This window comes from Pseudomonas sp. ok272, from assembly GCF_900109995.1.
GTDB lineage: Bacteria > Pseudomonadota > Gammaproteobacteria > Pseudomonadales > Pseudomonadaceae > Aquipseudomonas.
On sequence record NZ_FOCB01000017.1, the window covers coordinates 1 to 24,361 of the forward strand.

Below are 24,361 nucleotides of genomic sequence, written 5' to 3' on the forward strand. Positions count from 1 at the left end.
CCCGGCTCTTTGCTCAGTTGCAGGTCTTCGAAGACCTTGCCCGGTACGGTGGCGTCGGTGACGGTCAGACTCAGTGGCGCGCCGTCCTCGTAGACGTCATCGCCCTGAACTGGCGCGGTGTAGATGGCACTGGTTTCACCGGCCTTGATGGTGACGGTGCCACCGTTGCTCAACTGTACGGTCAGGTCGTCCTTCAATGCTTGGTTGAGGGTGATGGTGAAGGTCGGGTTGGCGTTCTCGAACACCTCGCCGTTGCCGGTGATGCTGACGGTCACGGTATCTTTGGAGTCGGTGACGCGGGTCACCGCGGCGTCGCCGTTCGGCACCAGGTTCTCGAAGTTGCCGCCGGTGGTCCCGGTGATGGTGGTGCTGATTGTGCCTTCGTTGACGTAGACGTCATTCGGCGACGTCGGGACGCTCACGGTGCCGCTGGTATCGCCCGCTTTGATGAGGATGACCGAGCCGTTGCTCAAGGTCACGGTCATGTCAGTGCCGGCCGGGTTGCCCAGGGTCGCGGTATAGAGGATCGAACCGCCTTCGACCACGGTGCCGGTGGCGGTGAGGGTCAGGCCGGTGTCGTCGGTGGAGTCGGTGATGGTGGTGACGGCCGGGTTCGGGTTCGGCACCAGGTTTTCGAAGTTGCCGCCGGTGGCGTTGGTGATGGTCGTGGTGACGGTGCTGCCGTTGTTGTAGACGTCGTTGGGCGTGGTCTCGACGCTCACTGTGCCGCTGGTTTGGCCGGCACCGATGGTGATGGTCGAACCGTTGCTCAGGGTCACGGTGACCGGGGTCTGCGCCGGGTTGGTCAAGGTGGCGGTGTAGGTGATCTGCCCGCCTTCCGTGATGTTCGGCTGCGCGGTCAGGGTGACCGTGGTGGTGTCGATGGTGTCGGTGATCTGGGTCACGGCCGGGTTCGGGTCGATGGTCAGCACGATGCTGCCCCCGCCAGTGGTGCCGGTGACGGTCACGGTGATTTGCGACGGGTCGATGTACGGGCTGTCATTCGGGTTCAGCGGCACGTTGACGCTGCCGCTGGTCGAGCCCGCCGGGATCACGATCACCGAGCCATTGGACAGGGTGATGGTCAGGTCGCTGCGCGGTGCCTGGGTCACGTTCGCGGTGTACACCAGCACACCACCGGCTTCGGTGATGGTCGGGGTGGCGGTCAGGCTCAGGGTCGATTCGTACGGGGCATTGGCGTCGTTGTTGTTGTCCTGGCCGCCGAGGAACTGCTGCGTGAGCGCGCCGCCATTGTCGACGCCTGCGGTCGGGAAGCCGATGTTCGGGTCAACCCGGCCAGCGGTTTCGTCCAGCATCACGAAGCTGTGGCCACCACCGGCCGCACCACCCGAGCCCGCAGCGGTCGGGCCGGCGGCGGTGGCTTCGAGTTCGGTCGTCGGGTCAGCGCCGGCGACGATGGCTTGTTGCAGCTCGTCTACCGATGGCGCGGCGCGCGCAGTGGCTTGCGCCAGGTCGGTGCCGGAATCCGGAGCGCTGCCGCTCCACTGCGTGTCACGACCCAGGTCCAGGGAGCGGCCGTCGGCCAGCTCCAGGGTCACGGCACCGGCTGCACCGGTGTCCAACTGGTCGCCCACGAGCAGTCGGTCGCCTTCAATGAGTACGCGTCTGGTGCCCTCTGGGGACACTGCAAAAACTTGACCGACAATGCTTTTGACGATGGCAACGACACTGCTCATTGAAGACTCTCCGGTGTTCCGTTCAGTAGGCTTCCATAGACCTGAAGGGCTGTATGCCGTTTCAGTCTGGACGTGGTTACAACAGTAGACGTATAAATGGCGCGTCTACTAGTCAATTTACCGGCACTTTCTTTTCGAGGTTAAGTTTGTGCCAAACTATTGACCTTCTCGGCGCCATCCTAAACAATCGGCTCCGTAATGTCACATTGATATTTTCGCGGCGACCCGTCCTACAGTGTGTGAACCAGTTCCGCTTTTGAACTTTCCGACATACGGACATTACGGTTGCCATTTTCCGTTGCAGCACCCTTTGTTTGCTGTGATTTGAGACAAGAAGTCCTGGGAAATTCTTACTATGCGTTCGCACCTGTTCAAGGCTTTGCCTTTCGCTCTAGCTGCCAGTTTCGTACAAGCCCAATCCCTGCCCCAAGCCATGCAACAGGCGCTGGATGTCCACCCGGAAATCCAGGCTGGCGTGAACAGCCGCCTGGCGGCTGACGGTCAATTGCGCGCTGCCGAGGGTGGCTACCTGCCTAAAGTCGATGTCCTGGCCGGTTATGGCCGTGAAGGCTCCAACACCCCGACCACCCGCTTGGGTAAAGGCAATGATTGGGAAAGCCTGACCCGTGGCGAGTCGAGCATTCGTCTGCGCCAAATGGTTTTTGACGGTTTCGCCACACCCAATGAAGTGGGCCGTCAACAAGCCACCGTTAACTCCCGCGCCTACTCTCTGCTGGGCACCTCCGAGCGCACGGGCCTGACCGTGGCCCAGGTTTACCTGGACGTGCTGACCCGTCGTGAGATGGTGCAACTGGCCGAGGACAACCTGCGCAGCCACGAGCGTATTTTCGACCAGATCAAGCTGCGCACCGAGCGCGGTGTGGGCCGTACCGCCGACCGCGACCAGGCTGAAGCCCGTCTGGCGCAGGCGCGCAACAACCTGATCACCGAACAGACCAACCTGGCCGACGCCCAGACCAACTACCTCAGCGCCGTGGGCCAGATGCCGGATCAGTTGGAGCGTCCTGCATCATTCATGGCCATGCTGCCGGCCAACCTCAACGAAGCGCGTCGCCAAATGCTGGAGAACAGCCCGATCCTGCGCTCCGCCGAGTCGGACATCGTGGCCGCCGAGCGCCAGTACGAAACCGCCAAGTCGACCTTCTACCCACGGTTTGATGCCGAGCTGGGCCGCACCGCCGACAACAACCTCGACGGCCAGCAGGGCTATAACAACGAGTGGCAAGCCATGCTGCGCATGAGCTTCAACCTGTACAACGGTGGCAGCAACAAGGCTGAGCTGGAGTCCAAGTCCTATCAGTCCAACGAGGCGCTGGATATCCGCAACAACGCCTTGCGCGTGCTGAACGAAGAGTTGGGCCTGGCCTGGAACGCCATGAACAATGCCAACGCTCAAGTGCCGATTGCCCAGCAATATGTTGACTACAGTACGAGCGTGCGCACCGCTTACCAAAAGCAGTTCAGCCTGGGTGAGCGTACTTTGCTCGACTTGCTCGACAGTGAGAATGAACTGTTCACCGCTTCGCGCCGCCTGGCCGAAATCAAGAACAGTCAGATGTTTACTCAGTATCGAATCAAGGCGACCATGGGCGAATTGCTCAAGAGTCAGGGCGTCGTTGCACCCATGGCCACCGTCGTACAGAACGACGAGAAGCCAAAGGTCCAACTGCCTGGCATGAACTGAGTTACTTCTAATGTTCAATGGATAGCCAAGAGTATCGAGCGTGGAATCAGAAGCCAGTCGAGTTCAACTCAGTCATGATCCACGCGCGATGCACGACGATCCGTTGCTAGACGGATTGTTGGCGCTGTGTGCGTTGCATCAAAAACCCGCCAGTGCGGCGATGCTGACCACCGGTCTGCCATTGCCCGAGCAGCGCCTGAGTGTCGAGTTGCTGCCCCGTGCAGCGGCGCGCGCCGGTCTGCAAGGGCGGTTGCTGCAACGCAAGTTGGAAAACATCCCCGCGATTGCCCTGCCGGCGTTGCTGCTGCTCAAAGACGGCCGCTGCGCCGTGCTGGTGGGTTGGCAGGGCGACGACCAGGCGCGCTTGCTGCTCAGCGAAAGCGACGGCGGCGAAGTGCGGGTCAGTCGCGAGCTGTTGGCCGACGACTACATTGGGCAGGCGTTCTTCGCCCAACCCCAACACAAATTCGATGTGAACCACGGCACGCTGATCCCGCGTGCGCGTTCCTGGTTCCGTGACACCCTGATGCGTTCGCGCTGGCTGTACGCCGATGCGATCGCCGCCAGTTTCCTGATCAACCTCATCGCCATGGCCGCGCCGCTGTTCGTGATGAACGTCTACGACCGCGTGGTGCCCAACCAGGCCGAGGCGACGTTGTGGGTGTTGGCCATTGGGATCTGCGGTGCCTATCTGTTCGACCTGGTCCTCAAGAGCCTGCGGGCCCTGTGCCTGGACCTGGCGGGCAAAAAGACCGACCTGATCATCTCCGCCACGCTGTTCGAACGCATCGTCGGCATGGCCATGAAGTACCGTCCCGCCCGGGTCGGCAGCTTTGCCCAGAACATCCACGAGTTCCAGAGCCTGCGCGACTTCCTCGCCTCCCTGACGCTCACCAGCCTGATCGACCTGCCGTTCACCTTGCTGATCTTTTTGGTGATCGCCCTGCTCGGTGGCCACCTGGTGTGGATCCCGGTGCTGGCGTTCCCGCTGGCCCTGGGCATCGGCTACCTGCTGCAGAAGCCGCTGGTGGCCACGATGGAACGCACCATGGCCCTGGGCGCCGAACGCCAGTCGAGCCTGATCGAAACCCTCGCCGGGCTCGACGCGGTCAAGGTCAACAACGCCGAGAGCGAACGCCAGTACCAGTGGGAACAGACCATTGGCACCCTCAGCCGTCTTGAGCTGCGGGTGAAAATGCTTTCCGGCCTGTCGATGAACATCACCCTGCTGATCCAGCAACTGGCCGGGGTGATCATGATCGTCTTCGGCGTGTACCAGATCATCGCCGGCAACCTCAGCATGGGGGGCCTGATTGCCTGCTACATGCTCAGTGGCCGTGCCCTCAGCCCGCTGGCCTCGCTGTCCGGCCTGCTGACCCGCTACCAGCAGGCGCGGGTCACCATGACCTCGGTCGACCAGATGATGGAGTTGCCGCAAGAGCGCAACTTCGAAGAGCGCCCGATGAGTCGCCGGGTGCTGCAAGGCGCCATCGAATGCCGCCAGATGAACTTCACGTACCCGGACCAACAGAACGCGGCGCTGAAGAACATCAACCTGGTGGTCAAGCCGGGCGAGAAGATCGGCATCATCGGCCGCAGCGGCTCGGGCAAAAGCTCGCTGGCCAAGCTGCTGGTGGGGCTCTATCAGCCGGATTCCGGCGCGCTGCTGGTCGATGGCGTGGACATCCGCCAGATCGACGTCAGCGAGCTGCGCCATAACATCGGCTACGTGCCACAAGACATCCAACTGCTGGCTGGCACCCTGCGCGACAACCTGGTGTCCGGCGCCCGCTACATGGAGGACGAACTGGTGCTCCAGGCCGCTGAACTGGCCGGCGTGCATGAGTTCGCCCGCCTGCACCCCAACGGTTACGAGTTGCAAGTCGGTGAGCGTGGGCAAAACCTCTCCGGCGGCCAGCGCCAGAACGTGGCCCTGGCCCGGGCGCTGTTGCTCAACCCGCCGATCCTGCTGCTCGATGAACCGACCAGCGCGATGGACAACACCGGTGAAGAACGCTTGAAACAACGCCTGCACGCCGTGATCGAGAACAAGACCGTGATCCTGGTCACCCACCGTGCGTCGCTGTTGTCGCTGGTCGACCGGTTGCTGGTGATCGATCGTGGGCAGATTCTGGCCGATGGGCCGAAAGCGGTGGTCATGGAAGCGTTGAAGAAGGGGCAGATCAGTGTTGCTTAAGTCCGGTATCCGCGACTCGCTCGCTCGTTACTTCAAAGGCACCGACTCAATGGCCGACCAGCCATTGCCCGAAGTCAAAAAGGCGCTGATGGAAGATGCCCCGCGGGTGGTGCGACTGACCATCTGGGCGATCATCGGCTTCTTCGTGTTCCTGCTGCTGTGGGCCAACTTTGCGGTGATCGATGAGGTCACCAAGGGCGACGGCAAGGCGATCCCGTCGTCCAAGCTGCAAAAGATCCAGAACCTGGAAGGCGGTATCGTTTCCGAGTTGTTCGTCAAGGAAGGGCAAATCGTCGAGGCCGGCGCACCGCTGATTCGCCTGGACGACACGCGGTTCGTGTCCAACGCCGGCGAAACCGAAGCCGACCGCCAATCCATGCTGCTGCGGGTCGAGCGCTTGAGCGCGGAAGTCGACGGCCGCGCGCTGGACTTCCCGCAGGACGTGATGAAGGCCGTGCCGGTGCAGGCCGCCAGCGAGAAATCGTTGTTTGAAAGCCGCCGCCAGCAATTGCATGACGAAGTGGGTGGTTTGCAGGAGCAACTGATCCAGCGCCAGCAGGAGCTGCGCGAATTCAGCTCCAAGCAGGGGCAGTATCGCCAGCAGTTGAGCCTGCAACGCCAGGAAATCAACATGTCCGAGCCGTTGGTGGCCCAAGGCGCGGTATCGCCGGTGGAAGTGTTGCGCCTCAAGCGTGCCGAAGTCGAAACCCGTGGTCAGCTCGACGCGACGACCTTGGCCATTCCCCGTGCCGAGTCGGCGATCAAGGAAGTGCAGCGCAAGATCGATGAAACCCGTGGCAAGTTCCGCAGCGAGGCGCTGACCCAGCTCAACGAGGCGCGCACCGACCTGAACAAGGCCCAGGCCACCGGCAAGGCGCTGGAAGATCGCGTCAGCCGTACCCTGGTGACCTCGCCGGTACGCGGCATCGTCAAGCAGTTGCTGGTCAATACCATCGGCGGCGTGATCCAGCCGGGCAGCGACATGGTCGAGATCGTGCCGCTGGACGACACCCTGTTGGTGGAAGCCAAGATTCGTCCGCAAGACATCGCCTTCCTCCACCCGGGCCAGGAAGCCATCGTCAAGTTCACCGCCTATGACTACACCATCTACGGCGGCCTGAAGGCCAAGCTGGAACAGATCGGCGCCGACACCATCACCGACGAAGACAAGAAAACCACCTACTACCTGATCAAGCTGCGCACCGACCGCAGCCACCTGGGCACCGATGAAAAGCCCTTGCTGATCATTCCCGGGATGGTCGCCTCGGTGGACATCATCACCGGCAAGAAGTCCATCCTCAGCTACCTGCTCAAGCCGATCATCAAGGCCCGGGCGGAAGCGTTGCACGAGCGCTAGCCAACACTCAAACCGCCAGTGGCGAGCTCGCCACACTCGCGAGACCCTTAAGCGCGCAGGATTACGCCTCTTCCTGGGGCGTCCTGCGTGAGGGGCCGTTGCCTTTTTCAGCTTAACGGTGGAGCATCGGCGCACATTCCAAAAGTGCTGTCCGAGGGTGACTGGACAGGCGCAACAGGCAGGTGGGCGCATGCAATACCGTAGAGAAACCGAGTTGGCAGGCCAACCGGATGAGCGTTCGGCGCCCATCGGGCTGGTGGCCGAGTCGCGGTTGTTCCAATGGCTGGAGGACTACGGTATCTGGCCCATCCTGGTGCTGGCCGCGCTGGTGCGCCTGTATGGCCTGACATCTGCGGCGATCTGGGGTGACGAAGGTTCCAGCCTGTTGATGAGCCAGTTCACCTTGTCGGGTATCTGGTTCCACGCCGCCCACGATGTGCACCCGCCCCTGTACTTCATGCTGCTGCACGGCTGGATGGCGCTGTTCGGTGATGGCCTCTTTGCCATTCGCGCCCTGAGTGCGTTGCCGGGCGTCGTCGCGGTGGCGCTCGGGGTCTGGCTGGTGCGCCTGGTCGCCAATCCGCGGGTGGCGCTGCTGGCTGGGCTGTTGTTGGCGCTGCTGCCGACGGCGGTGCGCTATAGCCAGGAAGTGCGCATGTACTCGCTGCTGGGCGTGTGGCTGCTGGGCGCGACGATCGCCTTGGTGTATTGGCTCAAGCAGCCGCAGCGCTCGCGCTACCTGGTGATCTACACGCTGCTGATGACGGCGGCGTTCTACACCCATTACTTCACCGCCCTGTGCGTGATTGCCCATTGGGTGTACCTGCTGGTGCTGCGTGTGCAGCCCGCCCATCCCCAACGCTACCTACAACGTCCGGCGTGGTGGCTGGCCAACCTCGCCATCGTGTTGCTGTTCATGCCGTGGGTGCCGGGCCTGATCGAGCTGGTCCAGCATGTGGATCAGCTCAAGGCCAACGGTGACGTCGGCTGGGAGTTGCCGGTGGACTGGAGTTCCATGCCGTCGATGGTCTGGAGCTTCATGATCCAGGATGACGGTACGGACTTCGCCTGGCCGCTGTTTATCGCTCTGCCGTTGCTGCTGCTCGCCGTGGTGTGGGTCACGGTGTGGCGCGACCGCAGTGTCTATCGCTGGAGTGCATTGCTGGCGATCTACACCCTGCTGCCGCTGTTGCTGGTGTACGGGGTGTCGTTCATCTCGCCGGTGTTCATCGAGCGCTACTTGAGCGCCTACGCCCTGGGCCTGCCCTTGATTATCGCGCTGGCGATCAGTCGCCTGTGGCAGCGCTCGCGCGTACTGGCCCTGGCGCTGCTGCTGGTATTCGTCGGCACGGAGCTGGTGGGCCTGAAGAACAATGCCACGGTGGATGTGAATGACCAGGCCAGCGTGATGGTCGAGTTCGTCAACCAGCATTACACCCCGGGCGATCAGATTGTGATCAGCGACATGCTCTGGTACATGCCCTACGTCTATTACAACCGCACCGACGCGACGCCGTTGCTCTATACCCCGCCCAATGCCAATGGCAGTTCCAGCCGGCCGAACGCCTATGGGTTCGGCACCCTGGTGGACGCTGACGGGCCGGCGGTCTACCTCGATCAGTTGGCCCAGCTGCCGGTCGGCAACCACCGCGTGTGGCTGATCAGCACCGCCGACCAGCCCGACGAATTTGCCCCGCTGCCCGGCAACTGGCAGCCGGTCAGCGATATGGCTGCCGGCAACAACCGGGCGCGGTTGTTTATGGTGGGCACGCCGTAGTCTCCTGCGCGTCTTGTGGAGACGAACCGCGGCATCAGGATTTGGCAGACAACTCGGCCATGCCCTTGAGCAACTCGATGGGCAGCGGGAAGACGATGGTCGAACTCTTGTCGCCGGCAATCGAGCTGAGGGTCTGCATGTAGCGCAATTGCATGGCGCCTGGCTGGCGACCGAGCATTTCGGCGGCCTGCATGAGTTTCTCCGAGGCCTGCAACTCGCCTTCGGCGTGGATCACCTTGGCCCGGCGCTCGCGCTCGGCTTCGGCCTGCTTGGCAATGGCGCGGACCATCGACTCGTTGAGGTCGACGTGCTTGATCTCGACGTTGGCGACCTTGATCCCCCAGGCGTCGGTTTGCGCGTCGAGCACTTGCTGGATGTCGATGTTCAGCCGTTCGCGCTCAGCCAGGAGCTCATCCAACTCATGTTTACCCAGCACCGCCCGCAAGGTGGTCTGCGCCAGTTGGCTGGTGGCCATGAGGAAACTCTCGACCTGGATGATCGCTTTTTGCGGGTCGATCACCCGGAAGTACAGCACCGCATTGACCTTCACCGAGACGTTGTCGCGGGTGATCACATCTTGCGGCGGGACATCGAGCACCACGGTGCGCAGGTCCACCCGCACCATCTGCTGGACCGCCGGGATCAGCAGGATCAGCCCCGGGCCCTTGACCTGCCAGAAGCGTCCGAGCTGGAACACCACCCCGCGCTCGTACTCGCGCAGGATGCGAAAGGTCGACGACGCCAAGGCGATTGCCAGCAGTAACAGCGCGGCAAAACCCACTTGCAGGCCCATGATCATTCTCCCGGTGATGCCGCGTCAGCCGCGGCCACTTCCAGCGTCAGGCCATGGCGCGCCTGCACCCGTACTTTTTGCCCTGGTTGCAGCGGCACGGGGCTATGCACCTGCCAGCGTTCACCTTGCAGGTGCACCCAGCCACGGTGCACGCTGTCGGCCTGCAGGCCGGTGACCCGGGTCACGCTGCCGACCAAGCCGGCGTCGCCACTGACGGCGTGGCGCGGGCGCGTCTTCAGGGCGCGGATCAGCAGGAAGGCCAACAGCACCGCACTCGCCACACCCAGGCCCAGGAGCAACGGCTCGGGCACGTCGGCATGGCTGACGATGACCGCGCCAACGACGAACATCACGACCCCGCCCAGGCCGATCACCCCGTAGTTGGGCACGGCGGCTTCGACGACCAGAAAGGTCACGCCGAACAGCATCAGCCAGATGCCGAGCGGGTTTTGCACCACCGGTATGATGCGGTCTGCCGCGACCGCCGCGCCGCTCAAACCCAGCACCAGTGCGGCGGCCAGCCACCTTCGAATGTTCACTTGACCCTCCGGGAGAGGCGTCCGTTTGCGAGCCCAAGACGGGCCCTTCCTACAGTCTAGTTGAGCCTGGCATTGGATGAATTTTGATCAGCTGTCGAGCGCTTCCGATGGGCAGATTTATCGGCGGGTTCCGGCAGCGGGCCTAGACTCTGAAGAAACAGACACGCCGTTCAACCAGCGTCCGCCCGGTACTCGGGCGGGCACCGAGGTGCATCATGCGTATGGCAAAAACCGTACAACGCAGCCTGGAAGCCGCGCAGTGTGAATTTGACCTGGTGACCCATCCCCATTCGGCCAGTAGCCTGGAAACCGCCCGTTTGGCGGGGGTGCCCGCCGAGCGCATGGCCAAGTCGGTGATCCTCGACGATCGCCACGGCCACTACTTGATGGCGGTGCTGCCCGCCAGCCGATACCTGGACCTTGGCAAGGTGCGCGGCGGCGGTGAATGGCAGATCTCCCGCGAAAGCACCCTGGCCCACCTGTTCAACGATTGCGAGCGCGGCGCGGTGCCGGCCTTGGGTGAGTCCTATGGCCTGAACGTGGTCATCGACCCGCTGCTGACCCGCCAGCGTGATATCTACCTTGAAGCCGGCAACCACCACAACCTGGTGCACATGAGCATGGAGCAGTACCTGAAAATGGTGCCGCATGCGCAAGTCTGCGAGGTTACTCATTAGTTCGAGCCAGGCTCGAAAAAACTGGGAGCGAGCAGGCTCGCTCCCACGGCGATTGCGCTGAACGCTGCCCACCTTCATTCATCAGGACCCTCCCGCCATGCAACCACCGACCCACACCCTGCCCAATCTGTTCAAGCAACTGGGCCTGGCTGACGACCCGGTCAGCATCGACCAATTCATCGCCACCCACTCACCGCTCAAGCCCGAGCTGCACTTGGCCGATGCGTTCTTCTGGAGCCCGAGTCAGGCCCAGTTCCTGCGCGACGAAATCCGCGACGACGCCGATTGGGCCGAGGTGGTGGATCAATTGGATGTGTTGTTGAGGAAGGGGCGGGGGTTGTCCGGTTGATTTATATGGACCAGAATAGCGACCTAAATTGAGGTCTTAATTATGCAAAATGTTCTGGCCGACATGGCTGTCAGTGTCTCCGAGCTGAAAAAAAACCCAACGGCTGTACTGCAAGGTGCCCAGGGCGGGCCGGTTGCCGTGCTCAATCACAATCGGGTGATGGGCTATATGGTGCCTGCCGACGTGTTCGAATCCATGATGGAACGCTTGGATGATCTGGAGTTGGCCGAACTGGTTCGCGCTAGAAGCCATGAAACCCCAATCCCGGTAAGTCTGGATGACCTATAAGCTCGAGTTCCTGCCTTCTGCGCGTAAAGAGTGGGACAAGCTGGGGCATACCCTGCGTGATCAATTCAAAAAGAAGTTGGTTGAACGACTTCAACTGCCCCGAATCCCATCGGATGCGCTGCACGGGATGCCTGACTGTTACAAGATCAAACTCAAAGCGTCGGGTTACCGCTTGGTGTACTTGGTGTATCAGGTGATCGATGAGCGCGTGGTGGTGGCTGTGGTAGCTGTGGGTAAGCGCGGGCGCAGTGTCGTGTACGAACGGGCGAGAAAACGTGAGTAAACCGTCGAAGCCCGCTCCCTGAATTGGAGCATCCAGCCCATCATTCCTGCGACCCATAGCACCCCACATTGAGTGGTATGTAGCGTCGATGTTTCGTTGCAGAAAATCATCATAGTGCGCGGTGACCGCCGGCTTATGGCTATGCTCGTCTTCTAAGTCAGGGGACTCGGCCATCGTTGGGCGCTCCAGCAGGCGAGGGTGTCCGCCTTGGCACCCTAAAAGCGCGGTAGGTTGGTAGAGGCTGCGAGATGAAGATACGGCAATATGTTTCAAAACTTGACTGAATTTCCCCGTCAATGCGATATTGATAGTTAGCAAACTAACAGTGTGTGAATCCGCCAGTGTCCCAGACCCTCGACAGCCTTCAGATGAACATCAGCAGCGCCATGGTGGTGGCGGCGCGGCATTGGCGCAAAATCTGCCAGACCACGCTGGTCAACTACGGCATCTCCGAAGCCTGCGCCGTGCCGCTGCTGATGATCGGCCGCCTGGGCGAGGGCGTGCGCCAGGTCACGGTGGCCCAGGCGGCCGGGATGGAGAGCCCGTCGCTGGTGCGCCTGCTCGACCAACTGTGCCAGGCCGGCTACGTCTGCCGCAGCGAAGACCGGCAGGATCGCCGCGCCAAATGCCTGAGTCTCACCGACAGCGGCCGCGAGCTGCTGCAGGCGGTCGAGAGCGAGTTGATGCGCCTGCGGCGCGAGGTGCTGGAGGGCATCGCGCCGGCCGACCTTGAGGCCGCGTTGCGGGTGATCCGGGCGTTCGAAAGCGCCGAACAGGCCTCGGTGATCCCCTCTTGAAAGGCTTTTTCTCTGGCATCCCCCCGGCTCGCGACTGGTTCTACGGGGTACGCACCTTCAGCGCCTCGATGATCGCGCTGTACATCGCCATGCTGATGCAAATGCCGCGTCCGTATTGGGCGATGGCCACGGTCTATATCGTCTCCAGCCCGTTCGTCGGCCCCACCAGTTCCAAGGCCCTGTACCGCGCCATCGGCACCTTTACCGGTGCGGCGGCGGCCTTGTTGTTCGTGCCGATGTTCGTCCAGAGCCCCTATATGCTGGTGGTGGTGATTGCGCTGTGGACCGGCACCCTGTTGTTTCTGTCGATGCACCTGCGCACCGCCAACAGCTACGCGCTGATGCTGGCCGGCTACACCTTGCCGATGATTGCCCTGCCGGTGGTGGATAACCCGCTGGCGGTGTGGGATGTGGCCGAGGCGCGCACCGAAGAGATTTTTCTGGGGATCATCTGTGCCGCGGTGGTCGGTAGCATCTTCTGGCCGCGCCGCCTGGCGCCGGTGTTCGACGATGCGGTGAGCAAGTGGTTTGGCGAGGCGGTGACCTACAGCCAGCGCTTCCTGGCGCGCAACGTGCAGCCGGAGGAAGTCAGCACCCTGCGCACCACCATGGTCGGTACCTTCAACTCCCTGGAGCTGATGATCGGCCAGTTGCCCCACGAAGGGGCCCGGCCGCAGACGGTACGTAACATCAAGGAACTGCGTGGGCGGATGATCCACCTGTTGCCGGTGATCGACGCCCTGGACGATGCGCTGTACGCCTTGCAGCGGCGCACCCCGGAGCTGGCGGATGGATTCACCCCGCTGCTGGCGGCGGCGCTTGAGTGGCTGGAGCACAGCGACGCCTCGGTCGCGCGCTGGGAAGCCTTGCGCGCGCAACTCCAAGCCCTGCAACCCAGCCCCGAAGCGCTGGATGATCGTGCGCAGTTGGTGTTCTCCAACGCCCTGTACCGCCTCGGCGAGTGGATCGACTTGTGGCAGGACCTGCGCAGCCTGCAATACGCGATCCACACCGACAGCCAGGACAACTGGCGCGCGGTGTACCGGCACTGGCGCCTGGGGCGGCTGACACCCTTTCTCGACCGTGGGCTGATGCTCTACTCGGCGGCCTCCACGGTGCTGGCGATCATCGTGGCCTCGGTGCTGTGGATTCTGCTCGGCTGGCCCGACGGCGGTAGCGCGGTGATCCTGGCGGCGGTGGCGTGCAGCTTCTTTGCCGCGATGGACGACCCGGCGCCGCAGATCTACCGATTCTTCTTCTGGACCGCGCTGTCGGTGGTGTTCGCCAGCCTCTACCTGTTCCTGATCCTGCCCAGCCTGCATGACTTCCCGATGCTGGTGCTGGCGTTCGCCGTGCCCTACATCGTCGTCGGCACATTGACGGTCCAGCCGGCGTTCTACCTGGGCATGCTGCTGACCATCGTCAACACCTCGTCCTTCATCAGCCTGCAGGGCACCTACGACGCGGACTTCCTGAGCTTCGTCAACGGCAACCTGGCCGGTCCCATCGGCCTGTTGTTTGCCTTTGTCTGGACCCTGGTGGCGCGTCCCTTCGGTTCGGAGCTGGCGGCCAAGCGCCTGACCCGCTTCAGTTGGCAGGACATCGTCGGCATGACCGAACTGGCCAACCTGGCCGAGAGCCGGCAACTGGGGGTGCAAATGCTCGACCGCTTGATGCAGCACCTGCCGCGCCTGGCCATGACCGGCCAGGACACCGGCATCGCCCTGCGCGAAGTGCGCGTGGGCCTCAATTTGCTGGACATCCTGGCCTACGCGCCACGGGTGCTGGGGGTGCCGAATGTGCTGCTGCGCCAGGTGGTGGCCGAGGTCGGCGAGTACTTCAAGGCGTGCCTGAAAGCGGGCGAGCGCCTGCCGCCGCCGGCCTCGCTGCGCATGACCATGGACCGCGCCCGCCGTGCGCTCAATGGCCAAGGCCTGCAAGGCGACGATGACACCCGTTTGAACCTGCTGCACGCCCTCAGCGGCCTGCGTCTGGCGCTGCTGCCGGGCGTAGCGTTTGTCGGGGCGATGGATGTGGAAGAACCTATGCCCCATGGCATTGACGGAGCGCCTTTATGATCGGTGACCTGGATGTCAGCGGGGTATTCCTGCCCACCCTGCTGGTGCTGATGGGCATTACGTATGTGTTGTACCTGCTGGTGCACGGGGTGCTGACGCGCTTGCACTTTTATCGTCTGGTCTGGCACCGGGCGTTGTTCAACGTGGGTCTCTACGCCTTGCTGCTCGGCGCCGTGGACTCACTCAGTCGATACCTGATGACATGAAGAAACCAATGTTGACCCTTGGCCGCGTGGTGTTGACCGTGCTGGTCGTGACGCTGGCCGTTTTTGTGGTGTGGCGCATGGTGGCGTACTACATGTTCGCCCCCTGGACCCGCGATGGACACATCCGCGCCGACATCGTGCAGATCGCCCCGGACGTTTCCGGGTTGATCCAGCAGGTGGACGTCCGCGACAACCAGCCGGTCAAGCGCGGCCAGGTGTTGTTCACCATCGACCAGGATCGCTTCACCCTGGCGTTGCGCCAGGCCAAGGCCGCCGTGGCTGACCGCCAGGAAACCCTGGCCCAGGCCCAGCGCGAGGCCAAGCGTAACCGTGGCCTGGGCAACCTGGTGCCCACCGAGCAACTGGAAGAAAGCCAGTCCAAGGTGGCCCGCGCCGAAGTGGCGTTGATGGAAGCCCAGGTGGCCGTGGACAGCGCCCAACTCAACCTCGACCGCTCGGTGATCCGCAGCCCCGTGGACGGCTACGTCAACGACCGCGCGCCCCGGTTCCAGGAGTTCGTCACTGCCGGACGGGCGGTGTTGTCGGTGGTGGACAGCAACTCGTTCCACATCGACGGCTACTTCGAAGAGACCAAGCTGGGCGGCATTCATGTTGGCCAGCGCGTGGATATCCGCGTGGTCGGCGACAATGCCCGCTTGCGCGGTCGCGTCGTAAGCATCGTCGCCGGCATCGAGGACCGCGACCGCAGCAGCGGCGCCAACCTGCTGCCCAACGTCAACCCGGCGTTCAGCTGGGTGCGCCTGGCCCAGCGGATTCCGGTGCGCATTGCCTTTGACGATGTGCCGGAGGACTTTCGCATGATCGCCGGGCGTACGGCCACCGTGTCGATCATCGCCGACCAGCCCGCGCAGGAGCCGGCCCAATGAGAGCGGGTGCCTGCTTAGCCACGGCCGGTCTCGGTTTGTTGCTGTCGGCCTGCCAGGTGGTCGGCCCGGATTACCAGTTGCCCAAGGACGCGGCGCTGCAGCGCGCGGACTTGCAGGGGGACCTGACAGCCCATGGCCACAACGTGGTGTCGGCGCCGGTGCCGGGGGATTGGTGGCGCTTGTACCAGGACCCGCGCCTGGATCAACTGGTGCAGCAGGCCATCGCCTCCAACACCGATTTGCGGGTGGCGGCGGCGAACCTGTCCCGGGCCCGGACCCAGGTTGAGCAGGCCGAGTCGGCGGGTGGCTGGAGTGGCGGCGTGACGCTCGCGGCCGAGCGTCTGCAGGAGTCTGGCGAGGCGTTCCTGCTGCCGGAAAAAGTCCCGGTGGCGAACATTGGTAACATCGCCCTGACCACCTCCTATCAGTTCGACCTGTTCGGTACCTTGCAGCGCGGTATCGAGGCGGCCAAGGCCAATGCCGATGCGACCCAGGCGGCGGCCGACACGGCCCGCATCACCGTGGTCGCCGATGTGGTGCGCGCCTACACCCAGGTGTGCGCGGCCAACGAGGAGCGGGAGATCGCCGAACACTCCCTGGACCTGCAGGGCCAGAGCACCCAATTGATCCAGCGCCTGCGCGATGCCGGACGCGGCGACGAAACCCAGGTCACCCGTTCGCAGACCCAATTCAAATCCCTGCGCGCCGACCTGCCGCGCTATGAAGCGGCACGCCAGGCCGGGTTGTTCCGCCTGTCGATGCTGTTGGCCAAGCCGGTGAACCAGTTGCCCGCCGGCACCGCCGGTTGCCACGAGTTGCCCCAGATCGCCCAGCTGTTGCCGGTGGGCGACGGCGCCACGCTGCTCAAGCGTCGGCCGGATGTGCGCCAGGCCGAGCGCCGGCTGGCGGCGGCGACGGCCGAGATCGGCGTCGCAACGGGGCAGTTGTACCCGGACATCAGCATCGGCGCGACGGTGGGCACGGTCGGTATCCTCGATCACCTGGGCGAGGCGCAGACCAATCGCTGGGGCTTCGGTCCATTGCTGACCTGGAGCGTGCCGACCAACGGTGCCCGGGCGCGGGTGCATGAGGCCGAAGCCGTCACGCAAGGCGCGCTGGCGCACTTCGACGGGGTGGTGCTCAACGCCATCCGCGAAACCCAGACCGGCCTGGCGCAGTACGCCGCGCTGTTGCAGCGCCGCGATGCGCTGGCCGATGCGGGCCAGTCGGCGCAACTCGCCGCGCAGCAGACCCACCGCTTCTTCCAGGCCGGGCGGGCGTCATTCCTGGCCGACTTGCAGGCCACCCGCACCTACACCGATGTGCAGGCGCAACTGGCGGCGGCCAACACCCAGGTTGCCATGAGCCAGATCGATCTGTTCCTGGCGTTGGGCGGCGGTTGGGAAAGTGGACGAACGCCAGGTTCGCAACCCACGAAACCCTGAGGCCGTTGCTATGCTTTGAAAGGTCGGGTCCGCCATGCGGATTCGACGTTCAAGGCGTGCATGGCTCTGGGGATAGCAATAATGAAAAACCCATATGCTCTCGGCTTCTGGTGCGCAATCGTCGCGCTGGTGCTGCTTTCGGCGACTTACTTCTATGGTGTGATGCTGGCGCATTCACTCGACCGGGCGCTGCTGTTTCTCGACAGCGTCAGCGCGCTGATCGGAGTGATGGCGATGGTGGTGGTGGCCTGGGCGTCGCTGCAAACACTGCGGGTCAAGAAAAGACAGCTCGAACAGGGCAAGACCCTGGTGCTGATCTGGGATACCAAAGTGGCGTTGCGCCGGGTTGAAACGGTGTTCGACCGCTACTTCTGGGGCAGTTACTGGCAGCCGGGACGCACCTTTGCCGAAGTCATGGGTGAACTGACCGGCACCCCGCTGGAGAAAAGCCTCGAAGCCCTCAAGCGCCAATGCCGGACCCTTGATCAACAGGTCGCCGGCGAAGGCTGGCACTGGCTGAGCAACGCCCGCGAACTCAGCGACGTGGCCACGGCCATGGCCCGCGAGCGCTATCAGCTGGACGTCTGCGACCCGCGTGCCGACTCGCCCGAAGGCGTGGTGATCAATCGCGACTTCGAGGTGCTGGTCTACACCTGGACTGCCCGTCTGAAGACCTTTGATCATCAGTTGGATGAAATGGAGGTGCAGTATTCCTGAGCCCGGCTGCTATCGCGGTGGGCCGAGCCGCTTCGCGAGCAGGCGCGCGCCCACGGTGAGCACTGCGAACCTTCAGGTCGAGGCCGTTTCAGAATTTTCTTACCCGCTAATCATGGGCCAGCCCACGGCACCAGTGCTAATCTGCACGCCGCTTTCAGCACAGTCGAACCACGGCCTGTCATGGGTTCAGGGAAGACGACTCTACTTTCAATAACGGATATCGATCAGGTCATTCATGAATAAATCAGCAGGCGTGCTTCTTGGAATTGTCGTGGCCATTGGCGCTATCAGCGTCGGCGGTGCCTGGTACACCGGGACCAAGCTCGAGGCGGTGTTGCAGTCGTCGCTTGTCGACGCCAACAACGAGCTGAAAACGGTGATGGTTGGTTCCAACGGCAGCGCGAGCGTGGAGCTGGTGTCGCTGGATCGGAGTCTGTTCAGCAGCACCGCGCACTATCGCCTCAAGGCCCAGGGCGAGATGTTCGGTGACCGCCCGGACGGCATCGAGTTGCTGTTTGTCGACCGTATCGAGCACGGCCCGTTGCCGTTCTCGCGTTTGCTGTCGCTGAAGTGGCTGCCGGTCATGGCCACCAGTCACTATGCGCTGGAGAAGTCCGCGCTGACCGAGAAGTGGTTCGCCGCCACCCAGGGCGAGTCGCCGGCCAAGGGCGTGGTCAACATCGGCTACGACAACTCCACCTTTGGCACGCTTGAGCTGCTGCCCGTCGACACCGTGCTGGACGATGCCTCCACCCTGAAGTTCTCCGGCCTCAACCTTGAGGTCTCGGCCAACGCCAAGGGGCAGAAGGTCAAGGCCAATGGCTACATGGACAGCCTGGTCCTGACCGGGGTTGCGCAAGACCAGACGCCGGTGAAAGTCGAGCTCCATGGCCTGACCATGGCCAGCAATGTCAGCCGGGGCGCCTATGGCTTTTACCTGGGTGACAACCTATTCGAGCTGAGCAGCGCCAAGGCCACCCTGGGTGAAAAGCAGTCGGTACTGGCCCTCAAGAAAATCGAGACCAAAGGCTCCACCAGCGAGTCCGGCACCCTGGCGGCCGGGCGTGTCGACTACTCGGTTGGCGACATCACCCTCAACGACAAGCCCATCGGCTCGGCCAAGATGGCCTGGAGCATGAAGAACTTCGAAGTGCCGTCGGCGCTGTCGCTGATGGAAATCTCCCAGACCCGCCTGCAGCCTTACCAGGAAGCGGCTGCGGCGGCTGCCGAGGCCGGCGAGCCGGTTCCGGACCTGAACCTGAGCGACGCCGAGCTGGCTCAGATCCAGACCGCCCTGGAAGGCATGTTGGCCGCGCAACCGCAAATGGCCCTGGAGAACCTCTCGCTGACCACGCCCAATGGTGAAAGCCGCGCCAGCCTGGTGGTCGATTTGACCAAGCCGTCGAGCTTTGAGCTGCCGACACCGCAACTGCTCCGCCAGATGATCAGCCAACTGGACTTCAGCCTGGTGCTGTCCAAGCCAATGCTCGCCGACTTGTTCAGCGTGCAAGCGCAACTGGAAGGCCAGACCAATGCCAAGGCCATCGGCGAGCAGGCGGCGGATACCAGCGTGATGGTTGCCAGCATGGCGGTCGGCAGCCACTTTGCGAAGCCGGACGGCGACAATGTCGTGATCAAGCTGAACTACGCCAACAACCAGGTGGACCTCAACGGCCAGAAAATGCCGGTGGAGCAGTTTGTGGGCTTTGTGATGCGCGGGTTGGCGAGCCTCGGCGCGCTGTAGTGAACGCGCGGGGTTGACCCCATGGGAGCGATCCCACTGGCCCATTAAAGTGTGGTCAACAGTAAAACCAGACGCCCGGTCTTTCGCATGATGCGATCACCGGGCGTCTTGCATTCTGGCGTCCGGCGCCCGAGGCGCGCTGCACAAGACTTGAAGGGCGAGGCGTTAAGTCCATAGGACAAATCTGAACAATTGTGTGGATTGGGGAGTTCGTCGCTCCTTGCATGAAAGACTGCCCTTGAAAACCGAGCCAGGCTGATGCCAGGCGCTCGTTTTTTAATCAGGCAGGGGAGGAGCAATGACGCTCCGGCTTGCCGTGTAAGGATGCTGACGAATGTCACGTGTTACCCGTCCGTTGTTTCGTGATCGTTTACCGCCGCTGCTGGGCATGGCCTTGTGCAGCCAGTTGCTGTGGCCGAGCCTGGCCGTCGCCGATGCCGCCTATGATCAACTGATCCGCGACGCCCGTGGCGGTGACTACGTGCCGGTGCTGACGCGGTTGCGCGGCGTGCCGAGCCAGCAAGTGACCCCCGGCCAGGTCAGTGATCACCTGCAGATCGCCAGTTGGGCCGGCCTGGATGCCGAAGTGGTGCAGGTCTATGAAACCCAGGGGCGCAACCGCGTGCTGCCGGTCCCGGCCCTGACCGCCACCGCCCGTGCCTATCGCAACCTCCAGCGCTGGGATGCGGCCACCGAGCTGTACCGCAAGGCGCTGGTCGTTGAACCGAATAACGCTGACCTGCAACTGGGCCTGGCGATGACCCAGGCCGACGGCGGCAAGCCTGAAGCCGCGGTCAGTCGCGCCCGGGCCCTGGTTGCGGCCAAGCCGGGTGATCCGGCCCGGCGCATGGCGCTGGCCTATGCCCTGACCCGCTCCGGTGCCACCTTTGATGCGTTGTTCGAGTACGACCAGGCCTTCGTCCGCGCGGGCAGCCAAGCCGAAGTCGCCCGTGAATACGTGTACGCCCTCAAGCGCGCCCGCTTGCCGGAGCCGGCCTTGCGCCTGGCCCGGCAACGCCCGGGGCTGATTGACCCGGGGCAGATGCGTCGGCTTGAGGGCGATGTGGCCGCCGAGCGCGTGCGCATGGCGGAGTTCGCCACCCGCAGCGAAAAAGAGCGCTACGTGATCGCCGATCGGGCCTTGCGTGACTACGACCAGTTGATCGCCACGTGGACGCCGGACGCCTCGGCCCACGACGACGTGATCGTCTGGCGCATCGACCGCATGGGCGCCCTCAAGGCGCGCGCGCGTACTGCCCAGGTCATCGGCGAGTACCAGAAGCTGCTCGCCGACCAGGTCAAGATTCCCACCTACGCCCTGCGTTGGGTGGCTGCCGCCTACCTCGACCAGCGCCAGCCCGAGACCGCCATCGACCTCTATCGCCAGGTCGTGGCCGCCCCGGACGCCGATCCCGCCGACCACGTCGAAGACAGCACGGCGCTGTATTACGCCTTGATGGAAAGCGATCAGCCCCGGGCCGCCCGCGCCGTCGCCGAGGACCTGGCCAAGCAGCAGAATCCACGGGTGAACCTCAAGGGCCTGCCGCTGGGCAATCCCAACGATGCCTGGATGGATGCGCAACAGTTGAAGGCTCAATCCGGGGTCTACAGCGGTGATTTGCCCGGCAGCCAGCAAGGGTTGGAGGCGTTGGTCGAGCAGGCACCGGGCAATCTCGGCCTGCGCCTGGCCGAGGCGGACCTGTACCGGGCCCGCGACTGGCCACGCCGCGCCGAGGGCCAGCTCAAGGAAACCGAAAGCCAGGCCCCGCGCGACATCGGCCTGGAAGTCGCCCAGGGCCATACCGCCCAGGACTTGCAGGAGTGGCGCCAGCTCGATGCGCTGACCGATGACGTCGTCGCCCGCTTGCCCGACAACCGTGCCGTCCAGCGCCTGGCGCGCCAGCGGGCGGTGCATGACATGGCGCAGTTGCGGGTCGAGACCTACGGCGGCAAGAGCTATGGCGGGGGCAGCAACGGTGCCGGCGCGGTCTCCGGCAGCAAGGACTTTGGCATACAGACCACGCTCTACAGCCCGCCGATCGCTGAGGACTGGCGGGTGTTCGGTGGCTACGCCTATGCCACCGGCGACTTCCAGGAAGGCACCGGGCGCGACCGCGTCGAGCGCCTCGGCGTGGAGCGGCGGACCCGCGACATGACCCTGGAAGCGGAGGTCTCCAATCACAACTTTGGCTACGGCAACCAACAGGGGGCGCGCCTGTCGATCGCCCGGGACATCGACGATGCCTGGCAGTACGGCGCCAGTCTCGAGTACCTGTCGGCCAGCACACCGCTGCGGGCCTTGAACAGCGATGTCACGGCCAACGGCGCCAGCGCGTTCCTGCGCTGGCGGGCCAACGAAAGCCGCGAGTGGAAACTGGCGCTGAGCCCTTCGCACTTCAGCGACGGCAACAACCGCCAGGAAGCCTTGCTCACCGGGCGCGAAGGGGTCTACCGCGCGCCGGGGCTGCAGGTCGACCTGGGGCTTGAAGTGGGCGCCAGCCACAACAGCGAAAACGAGGACGTGCCGTACTTCAACCCCAAGGCGGACTTCAGCGTCCTGCCCACGGTCAGCGTCAATCACGTGCTCTACCAGCGCTACGAAACGGTCTGGAGCCAGCAGTTCCAGGCGGGTGCCGGTACGTACAGCCAGCGTGACTACGGGACCGGGGGCGTGGCCTTGTTGAGCTACGGCCAACGCTACAGCTGGAACGACGTGTTCGAGGTCGGCGCGGTGCTGAGCGCGATCAATCGACCCTACGACGGTGATCGAGAAACCGATCTGCGCCTGCTCGTCGACCTTACCTACCGCTTCTAGATGAGTATGAAGATGCCTCTGATTTCCCGTTGCATCCTTGTGTTGGGCCTGCTGCTGACCGGCGCCTGCGCCCAGCAAGCCCCGGACTTTACGCCTCCGGCCCAGCGCCCGATGCCCGCGAGCGAGGCGCCGTGGCCGAACAATCATGTGCTGGGCATTGCCTATCACGATGTCGAGGACCGCGACCCCGATCAGGCGGTGGTGGCCGTACGCACCGAGCGCTTGATCGAGCAACTGGCCTGGCTGCGGGAAAACGGCTACCAGCCGGTCACCATCGACCAGATCATGGCCGCGCGCAAAGGTGGGCCGCCGCTGCCGGCCAAGGCCATCGTGCTGAGTTTTGACGATGGCTATGCCAGCTTCTATACCCGCGTGATGCCGGTGCTGCGGGCCTACCACTGGCCCGCCTTGCTGGCGCCGGTGGGGGCGTGGGTCGACACCCCGGCCAATCAGGCCGTGGACTTCGCCGGAGAGAAGCGTGCGCGTTCGCAGTTCCTGACCTGGCCGCAGATCAGCGAGATCGCCCGGTCCGGCCTGGTGGAAATCGCCGCCCATACCGACGCCAACCACAAAGGCGTCCTGGCCAACCCGCAAGGCAACCTGCAACCGGCTGCCGCGACCCGCCGTTTTGAGCCGAGCACCGGTCGCTACGAGTCCGAAGCCGCGTTCCAGGCCCGCCTGCGCCAGGACGTGGTCACCATCTCCGAGAAAATCCGCCAGGCCACCGGCTACACCCCCCGCGTGTGGGTCTGGCCGTATGGCGCGGCCGACGGCACCGCGTTGCAGGTGATCGGCGCCGAGGGCTACGAGCTGGCCCTGACGCTGGATGACGGCCTGGACACGCTGGACAACCTGATGAGCAGCCCGCGCTTCCTGGTGGCGTCGGACCCGGACGGCGAACACTTCGCCAACAGCATCGTCGGGGCACAGGCCGAAGCGCCGATGCGGGTGGTGCACGTCGACCTCGATAACGTCTACGACCCCGACCCGGCCCAGCAGGAAGTCAACCTGGGCAAGCTGATCCAGCGCATGGCCGACATGGGCGCCAACACCGTGTTCCTGCAAGCCTTCGCCGACCCCAAGGGTGACGGCCTGGTGCGCTCGCTGTACTTCCCCAACCGCCACCTGCCGATGCGCGCCGATCTCTTCGACCGCGTGGCCTGGCAACTGCGCACTCGCGCCCATGTGAAAGTCTTCGCCTGGATGCCGGTGCTGGCCTTTGACCTCGACCCGACGCTGCCCCGGGTCACCCGCTGGGACCCGGCCACCGGCCAGGTCGCGGTCGATCCCACGCAGTACCGGCGCCTGTCGCCGTTCGACCCGAACGTGCGGCGGATCATTGGCGAGCTCTACGAGGACGTGGCGCGCCTGTCCTCGGTGGACGGCATCCTCTATCACGATGACGCGCTGCTGTCGGACTTCGAGGACGCCAGCCCACAGGCCCTGAGCGCCTATGTCGCCAACGGCCTGCCGGGCTCGATGGCCGCGCTGCGCGAGGATCCGGCGGTGATGCAGCGCTGGACGCGCTTCAAGAGCCGCTACCTGATCGACTTCACCCATGAACTGACGGCCAAGGTCCGCGCCATTCGTGGGCCGCAGGTGCTGACGGCGCGCAACCTGTTTGCCGAGCCGATGCTCAACCCCGAGAGCGAAGCGTGGTTTGCGCAGAACCTCGATGACTTCCTCGCGGCCTACGACTGGACCGCACCGATGGCTATGCCGCTGATGGAAGGCCAGTCGCTCAACGCCTCCGGGGCGTGGCTCGAAGACTTGGTGGCGACGCTCAAGTCCCGCCCCGGCGCGTTGCAGCGCACGGTGTTCGAGCTACAGGCCCGGGACTGGACGAAAACCACCGATGGCGACATCGACGGCCAGCGCCTGGCTGACTGGATGGGCCGCCTCAAACGCCAGGGTGCGACCAGCTTCGGCTACTACCCGGACAATTTCCTCGAGAACCAGCCGGACCTGAAAACCGTGCGGCCTGCGCTCTCCAACAAGTGGAATCCATAA

20 protein-coding genes are annotated in these 24,361 nt (G+C 63.8%); 17 read left to right on the top strand and 3 right to left on the bottom strand.

All coding sequences use genetic code 11. From position 1 onward, the window contains the following. Nucleotides 1-1,697: retention module-containing protein (locus tag BMW74_RS20880; protein ID WP_139208442.1), on the bottom strand; the 1,697-nt coding region annotated here is incomplete at its 3' end. A gap of 355 nt (nucleotides 1,698-2,052) precedes the next feature. Between BMW74_RS20880 and BMW74_RS20885 the strand changes: the two genes are divergently transcribed. The 4 genes from BMW74_RS20885 to BMW74_RS20900 all read left to right on the top strand — a co-directional run bounded on the left by BMW74_RS20885 (nucleotide 2,053) and on the right by BMW74_RS20900 (nucleotide 8,733). Then, nucleotides 2,053-3,402: a TolC family outer membrane protein gene (locus BMW74_RS20885; protein ID WP_093426017.1), complete on the top strand. Its 1,350-nt coding sequence runs from the start codon at nucleotides 2,053-2,055 to the stop codon at nucleotides 3,400-3,402. Between the two features lie 40 nt (nucleotides 3,403-3,442). Next, nucleotides 3,443-5,599 carry a type I secretion system permease/ATPase gene (locus BMW74_RS20890; protein ID WP_093426019.1) on the top strand — a complete coding sequence of 719 codons (2,157 nt, stop codon included), beginning with the start codon at nucleotides 3,443-3,445 and terminating at the stop codon, nucleotides 5,597-5,599. After that, the gene (locus BMW74_RS20895) at nucleotides 5,589-6,956 is read left to right on the top strand and encodes an HlyD family type I secretion periplasmic adaptor subunit (RefSeq protein WP_093426021.1); all 1,368 of its coding nucleotides are present in this window, start codon (nucleotides 5,589-5,591) and stop codon (nucleotides 6,954-6,956) included. The genes BMW74_RS20890 and BMW74_RS20895 overlap by 11 nt, the downstream gene beginning before the upstream one ends. 190 nt (nucleotides 6,957-7,146) lie before the next feature. Continuing rightward, nucleotides 7,147-8,733: a glycosyltransferase family 39 protein gene (locus BMW74_RS20900; RefSeq protein WP_093426024.1), complete on the top strand. Its 1,587-nt coding sequence runs from the start codon at nucleotides 7,147-7,149 to the stop codon at nucleotides 8,731-8,733. 34 nt (nucleotides 8,734-8,767) lie between these two features. Here the strand turns inward: BMW74_RS20900 and BMW74_RS20905 are convergent, their stop codons facing one another. Together BMW74_RS20905 and BMW74_RS20910 are read right to left on the bottom strand one after the other, a co-directional pair. Next, on the bottom strand, nucleotides 8,768-9,526 hold the full coding sequence (locus tag BMW74_RS20905) for a slipin family protein (RefSeq protein WP_093426126.1): 759 nt from the start codon (nucleotides 9,524-9,526) through the stop codon (nucleotides 8,768-8,770). 2 nt (nucleotides 9,527-9,528) lie between these two features. Beyond that, nucleotides 9,529-10,065: an NfeD family protein gene (locus BMW74_RS20910; protein WP_093426026.1), complete on the bottom strand. Its 537-nt coding sequence runs from the start codon at nucleotides 10,063-10,065 to the stop codon at nucleotides 9,529-9,531. Between the two features lie 215 nt (nucleotides 10,066-10,280). Here BMW74_RS20910 and BMW74_RS20915 point away from each other — a divergent pair, with 215 nt between their 5' ends. The 13 genes from BMW74_RS20915 (at nucleotide 10,281) to pgaB (ending at nucleotide 24,361) form a co-directional block, all read left to right on the top strand. Beyond that, on the top strand, nucleotides 10,281-10,742 hold the full coding sequence (locus tag BMW74_RS20915; RefSeq protein WP_093426028.1) for an aminoacyl-tRNA deacylase: 462 nt from the start codon (nucleotides 10,281-10,283) through the stop codon (nucleotides 10,740-10,742). A 97-nt stretch (nucleotides 10,743-10,839) separates the two neighbouring features. Continuing rightward, nucleotides 10,840-11,091, top strand: coding sequence for a DUF2789 domain-containing protein (locus BMW74_RS20920; RefSeq protein WP_093426030.1), 252 nt, complete (start codon nucleotides 10,840-10,842; stop codon nucleotides 11,089-11,091). A gap of 42 nt (nucleotides 11,092-11,133) precedes the next feature. Then, entirely contained in the window at nucleotides 11,134-11,379 is a 246-nt protein-coding gene (locus tag BMW74_RS20925) for a type II toxin-antitoxin system Phd/YefM family antitoxin (RefSeq protein WP_093426032.1), read from the top strand. Next, nucleotides 11,369-11,662: a type II toxin-antitoxin system RelE family toxin gene (locus tag BMW74_RS20930; protein WP_093426035.1), complete on the top strand. Its 294-nt coding sequence runs from the start codon at nucleotides 11,369-11,371 to the stop codon at nucleotides 11,660-11,662. The genes BMW74_RS20925 and BMW74_RS20930 overlap by 11 nt, the downstream gene beginning before the upstream one ends. Before the next feature lie 368 nt (nucleotides 11,663-12,030). Further along, nucleotides 12,031-12,459: a MarR family winged helix-turn-helix transcriptional regulator gene (locus BMW74_RS20935; protein ID WP_093426127.1), complete on the top strand. Its 429-nt coding sequence runs from the start codon at nucleotides 12,031-12,033 to the stop codon at nucleotides 12,457-12,459. Continuing rightward, nucleotides 12,456-14,537, top strand: a complete 2,082-nt coding sequence (locus tag BMW74_RS20940) for an FUSC family protein (protein WP_093426038.1) — start codon at nucleotides 12,456-12,458, stop codon at nucleotides 14,535-14,537. Before BMW74_RS20935 ends, BMW74_RS20940 begins: the two co-directional genes overlap by 4 nt. After that, entirely contained in the window at nucleotides 14,534-14,743 is a 210-nt protein-coding gene (locus BMW74_RS20945; protein WP_093426042.1) for a DUF1656 domain-containing protein, read from the top strand. The genes BMW74_RS20940 and BMW74_RS20945 overlap by 4 nt, the downstream gene beginning before the upstream one ends. Continuing rightward, a complete protein-coding gene (locus BMW74_RS20950) occupies nucleotides 14,740-15,630 on the top strand; it encodes an efflux RND transporter periplasmic adaptor subunit (RefSeq protein WP_093426045.1) in 891 nt (296 codons plus the stop codon). The genes BMW74_RS20945 and BMW74_RS20950 overlap by 4 nt, the downstream gene beginning before the upstream one ends. Then, entirely contained in the window at nucleotides 15,627-17,075 is a 1,449-nt protein-coding gene (locus tag BMW74_RS20955) for an efflux transporter outer membrane subunit (protein ID WP_093426048.1), read from the top strand. The genes BMW74_RS20950 and BMW74_RS20955 overlap by 4 nt, the downstream gene beginning before the upstream one ends. 81 nt (nucleotides 17,076-17,156) lie before the next feature. Beyond that, nucleotides 17,157-17,792 (top strand): NADH:ubiquinone oxidoreductase subunit N, encoded by a 636-nt coding sequence (locus BMW74_RS20960; protein ID WP_093426051.1) that lies wholly within the window; start codon nucleotides 17,157-17,159, stop codon nucleotides 17,790-17,792. A 235-nt stretch (nucleotides 17,793-18,027) separates the two neighbouring features. Beyond that, nucleotides 18,028-19,536, top strand: coding sequence for a YdgA family protein (locus BMW74_RS20965; RefSeq protein ID WP_093426054.1), 1,509 nt, complete (start codon nucleotides 18,028-18,030; stop codon nucleotides 19,534-19,536). Between the two features lie 334 nt (nucleotides 19,537-19,870). Beyond that, nucleotides 19,871-22,351: a poly-beta-1,6 N-acetyl-D-glucosamine export porin PgaA gene (pgaA, locus tag BMW74_RS20970; protein WP_093426056.1), complete on the top strand. Its 2,481-nt coding sequence runs from the start codon at nucleotides 19,871-19,873 to the stop codon at nucleotides 22,349-22,351. Between the two features lie 12 nt (nucleotides 22,352-22,363). Further along, the gene (pgaB, locus tag BMW74_RS20975) at nucleotides 22,364-24,361 is read left to right on the top strand and encodes a poly-beta-1,6-N-acetyl-D-glucosamine N-deacetylase PgaB (RefSeq protein ID WP_093426057.1); all 1,998 of its coding nucleotides are present in this window, start codon (nucleotides 22,364-22,366) and stop codon (nucleotides 24,359-24,361) included.